This is a genomic window from Flavobacterium sp. UBA4854, from assembly GCF_002399805.1.
Classification (GTDB): Bacteria; Bacteroidota; Bacteroidia; order Flavobacteriales; family Flavobacteriaceae; genus Flavobacterium; species Flavobacterium ginsengisoli.
The window spans coordinates 1-6,542 of the sequence record NZ_DHEI01000132.1 but is presented as its reverse complement, the minus strand read 5'-3'; the positions used below and the strand labels follow the sequence as shown (position 1 = coordinate 6,542).

Sequence of the window (6,542 nt, the reverse complement as noted above, 5' to 3'; positions counted from 1 at the left end):
TTTTTTGTATTAGAACGTTTTCGTAAAGCGTATTATTGAATAATTTATGTCGTTCGTTTAAATTTTGTTGCTGTTGGTTTAATTTATTTTTTTTAACAATGCCTTAAGAATAATTTTACATCATAACTAACAAAATAAAATAAACATGAAAAAAATTTTCTTAATCTTTATGATTGTTTTTACGGCGCAAGTTTCGCTTGCTCAAGTAAAAAGTGTCAAGGGTGTGATTACAGATTCTGATGGGATGCCATTACCAGGGGCTTCTGTTGCTGTACAAGGAGGTCAAAAGGGAACAACTACCGATTTTGACGGATTGTACACTATCGAAGTTCAAAAAGGTCAAAGTTTAGTTTTTACTTATGTAGGGCTAGAAACTCAAACTATAGTTGTAGGAGATGCTGCTACAATTAATGTTAAGATGGTTCCAGCATCTTCTAATGCATTAAATGAAGTTGTTGTAACTTCTTTAGGTGTTAAGAAAACAAGAAAATCTCTGACTTATGCAGCTCAAGAGCTTAAAGGCGATGAGTTGGTTCGTGTAAAAGATGCCAATGTTATTAATACAATTGCAGGTAAAATTGCGGGTGTTGCTGTTACAAAAAGTTCTGGAGGTACTGGTGGATCTACAAAAGTTGTAATTCGTGGTAACTCTTCTATCATGAATAGCCAACCACTTTATGTTATTGATGGTATTCCTTTGTATAACGGAAGTTCAAACCAGCCAAACGATTCTTTCGGTAGTACAGCAGGTGGTAACCGCGATGGTGGAGACACTGTGTCTTTAATCAATCCTGATGATTACGAAAGTATGACAGTACTTAAAGGTGCAGCTGCTTCTGTATTATATGGATCTCAAGGAGCAAATGGGGTTATTTTATTGTCTTCTAAAAAAGTTAAAGAGAATGCAGGAAATTTAGCTATTTCTTCTGTTACTACTTTCGAGTCTGTACATTCACTACCAAAATTCCAATATGAGTACGGAACAGCTGATGCGCAGAAATCATGGGGAGGAAAAGTAAATTCAAAAGAGTTTGTTGATGATTTCTTTAATACAGGAGTTACTCAAATCACTTCTGCTGCATTTACTACAGGCACAGATATTTCTACTACTAGTATTTCTTATGCTAATACTTCTGCTTCGGGAATTATTGAAGGTAATGGATTAAAGAAAAACAATTTTGGAATCCGTCAGACAGCGAAATTTTTTGATAACAAATTGACTGTTTCTGCTGATGCAAAATATACAACACAAACAATTGATAACAGACCTGTAAACGGACTTTATTCAAACCCATTAACAGGAGTATATTTGTTTCAAAGAGGAAATGATTTCGATTATTATAGAAAGAATTTTGAAACATATATGCCTGATAGAAATTTATATGGACAAAACTTTTATGGTGAATTAAATTCTGACATTTATGTTCAAAACCCTTATTGGTTAATTAACAGAAATAAATCTATAGATAAAGACAATTTCTTCAATGGAAATATTGCTTTAGATTATAAAGCAAACAACTGGTTAAGCATTGGAGCAAGATATAGCTATAACAGAATTGAGAACGATTTTGACAAAAGAATTTATGCTACTACAAACACTTCTTTGTCTAATATAAATGGTAGATATATTAATGTTGCTACTTTAAGTACACAGCGTTATGCAGACTTAATTGCTAAAATCAATACTAATTTTGATGAAAACTTTAGTTTCAATGCTATAATAGGAACAAGTATCAACAATACACTAGCAAATCATGCTACTACGTTAGATTCTGGTATTGTAGGAGGACTTGTTAATGCTAACTTATTTACTTTAGGTAATTTTGGATCTGCTACTGGTTTAGACAACTTAAGTCTTCAGGCTACGGGTTCTTCAAGAGAAGTTCAATCAATATTTGCTTCTGCAACTTTTGGATATAAAAACATGTTATACCTTGATGTTACAGGACGCAACGACTGGTCTTCTACTTTAGTAAATACAGATACTCAATCTTATTTTTATCCATCTGTAGGGGTTACGGCTCTTATTAGTGAAATGGCAACAATGCCAGAATGGATTAACTTCGGAAAAGTAAGGGGAACTTATGCACAAGTAGGTAACGACATTTCAGCTTTTGTAACTTCTCCAAAATCAACTATCCAAGGAGGTAACATCATTCCTCCTTCAGTAGGGCCAAGACCAGGCGAATCATTAAAACCAGAGTTAAAATCAGAATTTGAATTTGGTACTGAGTGGAGAATGTTCAACAATAGATTAGGTTTTGAAATCTCTTACTACAACTCTGAAACTAAAAACCAATATGTTCAAGTTCCTGCACCTGCAACAAATCCTTACGGTTATACAAACTATGGAATCAATGCAGGTAGTATTTCTAACCAAGGTATCGAACTTGTTGTAAGCGGAAAAGTAATCGAGGGACAAAAATTCTCTTGGGAAACTATGGTAAACTACTCTAATAACAGAAATAAAGTTAAATCGATTCCAGAAGAATTAGGAGGAACAATTTCTTTAACTCCAGTAAACAATATTAACTACAGATATGCTTTAACTGAAGGAAGACCATTTGGTGTTATCGAAGGAAAAGGTATCGTTAAAAATGACAAAGGAGAAATTGTTTTAGATAAGGATGGAAACTTAGCAATTGAAGCTGATTTTCATGAGGTTGGTAACGCAAACCCTGATTTTATGTTAGGTTGGTCAAACACATTTAAATTTGGTTCATTTACTGCTAACTTCTTGATCGATGGACGTTTTGGAGGAGATGTAATGAGTATTACTGAATCTATGAATGATTGGTATGGAGTTTCAAAAAGAACTGGAGATGCTAGAAACGCGGGTGGTGTTGCTGTAAATGCAGTTTTACCTGACGGTACAAAAGTAACAAAAATGAATGCGCAAGACTATTACACTGCAGTTGCGGGACTTAATGGAGCAACAGCGGAATATGTATATGATGCTACAAACGTAAGTTTAAGAGAGGTTTCACTTGGTTATACTTTCAACAAAAAAGCTATTCCATTTGTTAATACGGCAACTTTATCATTAATCGCAAGAAACTTATTCTTCTTTTACAAAGATGCACCATTCGATCCAAACATTGCTTTAAGTACAGGTCAGGGCTTACAAGGAGTTGATATTTATGGTTTACCATCAACAAGAAGTATTGGTCTTAATTTAAATGTAACTTTCTAATTAAAACATCATGAAAACAAATAATATAAAAAAATCACTAATCTGTCTTGGTCTTTTGGCCTTAGTTGGTTGTACAGGTAATTTTGACGAGATTAATAGCAATCCTGATGGTTTTACACAAGAGGAACTAACGCAAGACTTTAATCATATTAAAGGACCTTTTACTACGATGTTTGACAACGTGATGGTAAATGTGCCAGGGTGGAAGTATCAGGTGGCTATTGATTTATCGGGTAACACTTGGGGTGGATATACTACAGCACCAGGTTTTGACGGTAATAATAACCTTTCTTATGCACTTTCTGACAACTGGAACCTTTGGGGATGGGAAGCCATTTACACTCAGGTTATGGCAAGTTACTTAAAAGTTGAAGCTGCTTCTAAAGGAAAATATGATGAGTTTTATGCTTTGGCAACTATTGTAAAAGTGCAGACTTTACATAAAGCAGCAGATTCATGGGGACCAATTGTATATTCTAAATTAGGTACTACAGATGCTGCAATTGGATATGATTCTCAAGAAGAAGCTTATGCTTTAATGTTTAAAGATTTAGATTTTGCTGTTGCTGAATTAACTAAAAGAATTGATGCAGGTGAGAAAAGTTCTTTTACAAAAATAGATCGTTCTAACTATAAAGGAGATTACGCAAAATGGGTTATGTATGCAAACTCATTGCGTTTAAGATTGGCAATGCGTATTGTAAAAGCAAATCCAACATTAGCTAAAACAGAAGCAGAAAAAGCAATTAGTCAAAAATTTGGTGTAATGACAACCGTTTCAGATAGCTTTGTTTTAAATAAAGATGTTTCCCAACACCCTTTAAGAGTTGCTGCTTACGAATATAACGATAGCCGTATGTCTGCAGATATGGAGTCTATCATGGGAGGTTACAACGATCCTAGAATAAGTGTTTATTTTAAAACATCAGAACAATTTCCCGGAGAGTATAAAGGAATTCGTACAGGTGGTATTCTTGGCGACAAATCAAAACACATAAAGTTTTCAAATTTTGGTAAAATAATAGACGAAGACAAACAAGTAGTTTGGTTAAATGTTTCTGAAATTTACTTTTTGAGAGCTGAAGGAGCTTTAAGAGGTTGGAATATGGGGGGTGACGCCGAAACTTTCTACAAAGCAGGTATTACGGCTTCTTTTCAGCAGCTTTCTGTGGGTGGTGCTGCTGATTATATTGCAGATAATGTAAAAGTAGCTAAAGATTATGTAGATCCAGTTGCTCCATTCAATAGTGGTTTAGCTGTAAATAAAGTAACGGTTGCTTGGGATGATACCGCAAGCAATGAAGTGAAATTACAAAAAATCATTACTCAAAAATGGATTGCTAATTTCCCTGACGGTATGGAAGCTTGGGCCGAACACCGTAGAACAGGTTATCCTAAATTATTGCCAATTCTTAACAACCAAAGTGCTGGTGCAATTACTACTGAGTACGGTGTAAGAAGAATAAACTTTGTTTCTACTGAAAAAGATGGAAACCCAGAAGGTCTTAAAACAGGTATTGCAAAACTTGGAGGACCTGATAACGGAGGCACCAGAACTTGGTGGGATGTTAACGCTCCTAACTTCTAAAAGAAAAAACAAGAATATTAAGTTTGGTTAGTAGTGTGGTATAGATGGCGAAAGCTGTCTATACCATATCTTAAAACCATGATGGTAATTACTACAAAAAAGAAAAGAAATGAAAAGTGCTTTAGAAATAAAACCTGATATCAGTTATAAAAGCGCGGGAAAATTTGAAGAAACTCGTTTTGAGAAAATTCATAACGAAATTTTCAAAAGTTCTATTGAAGCTTCTGTAATTGTAGCGCAGGAAATTGCGCAGCTAATTAGATCTAAGCAAGAAAAAAATAAACCTTGTGTTTTAGGTCTGGCAACAGGTTCTTCTCCGATCAAAGTTTATGAGGAACTAGTGAGAATGCACAGAGAAGAAGGACTTAGTTTTAGCAATGTAATCACTTTTAATTTGGATGAATATTATCCAATGACTAAAGAGAATAATCAGAGCTATCATTATTTCATGCACGAGCATCTTTTTAAACATATTGATATAAAACCTGAAAATATTAATATTCCTGATGGTACTGTAGCAATTGAGGAAATCAATCAATACTGTATTGATTATGAAATGAATATTAAAAATGCGGGTGGTCTTGATTTTCAATTGCTTGGAATTGGTAGAACGGGTCATGTTGGATTTAACGAGCCTGGTTCGCACATCAATTCAGGAACAAGAATTATTACCTTAGATCATATCACAAGAGTCGATGCTTCATCTGCTTTTAATGGTATAGACAATGTGCCGAAACGTGCCATAACAATGGGAGTTTCAACTATTCTGAGATCAAAACGTATTGTTTTGATGGCTTGGGGACAGAATAAAGCAGATATTATCAAAAGAACAATTCAAGGCGATATCAGTTCAGAAGTTCCAGCTACATTTTTACAAAATCATCCAAATGCAACTTTTGTTTTAGATCAGTCGGCAGCGTCAGAATTAACCCGTTTCAAAACGCCTTGGTTAGTTGGTGAATGCCTTTGGACACCTGAATTAAAAAGTAAAGCGATTGTTTGGCTTTGCCAAAAAACAAAACAGTCTATTTTAAAATTGACAGACCGTGATTATAACAATAACGGAATGTCTGACCTATTGGCCCAAGAAGGTTCTGCGTATGATATGAACATTAATATGTTTAATATTTTACAGCACACTATTACCGGATGGCCAGGAGGAAAACCAAACACAGATGATTCATTTCGTCCAGAAAGGGCAAATCCGGCAAAAAAGAGAGTAATCCTTTTTAGTCCGCACCCTGATGATGATGTGATTTCTATGGGAGGAACATTTTCAAAATTAATCAAACAAGGACACGATGTTCATGTGGTGTACCAAACTTCAGGAAATATTGCCGTTTCAGATGATGAGGCGTTAAAATTTGCAGAAGTTGCTAGTGATTTTATCGGAGAAGGTCAAGCTGATATCAATTTCAAATCGGTTATCGAGTTTTTAAATAACAAATCTGAAAATCAAATCGATTCTTTGGAAGTTCGAAAATTAAAAGGACTTATAAGACGAAGAGAATCTTACGGAGCAACAAGATACATCGGATTGAAAGATGAGAATACGCACTTTTTGGATCTTCCTTTTTACGAAACAGGACAGGTTAAAAAGAATCCGCTAGGACCAGAAGATATTGCTATTGTAAAAGACATTATTGCAAAAATAAAACCGCATCAGGTTTTTGCTGCTGGAGATCTTGCAGATCCGCACGGAACACATGAGGTTTGTTTAAATGCCATTTTTGCGGCTTTAAAAGAGCTTAAACCAGAACC

3 protein-coding genes are annotated in these 6,542 nt (G+C 34.8%); all 3 read left to right on the top strand.

The features are described 5' to 3' along the window. The first annotated feature begins 145 nt into the window (after positions 1-145). On the top strand, positions 146-3,193 hold the full coding sequence (locus tag B3J44_RS19040) for a SusC/RagA family TonB-linked outer membrane protein (protein ID WP_286970626.1): 3,048 nt from the start codon (positions 146-148) through the stop codon (positions 3,191-3,193). 10 nt (positions 3,194-3,203) lie between these two features. Next, positions 3,204-4,781 carry a RagB/SusD family nutrient uptake outer membrane protein gene (locus B3J44_RS19035; protein ID WP_286970618.1) on the top strand — a complete coding sequence of 526 codons (1,578 nt, stop codon included), beginning with the start codon at positions 3,204-3,206 and terminating at the stop codon, positions 4,779-4,781. Positions 4,782-4,890: 109 nt separating this feature from the next. Continuing rightward, on the top strand, positions 4,891-6,542 hold a 1,652-nt coding region (nagB, locus tag B3J44_RS19030), incomplete at its 3' end, for a glucosamine-6-phosphate deaminase (RefSeq protein ID WP_286970616.1).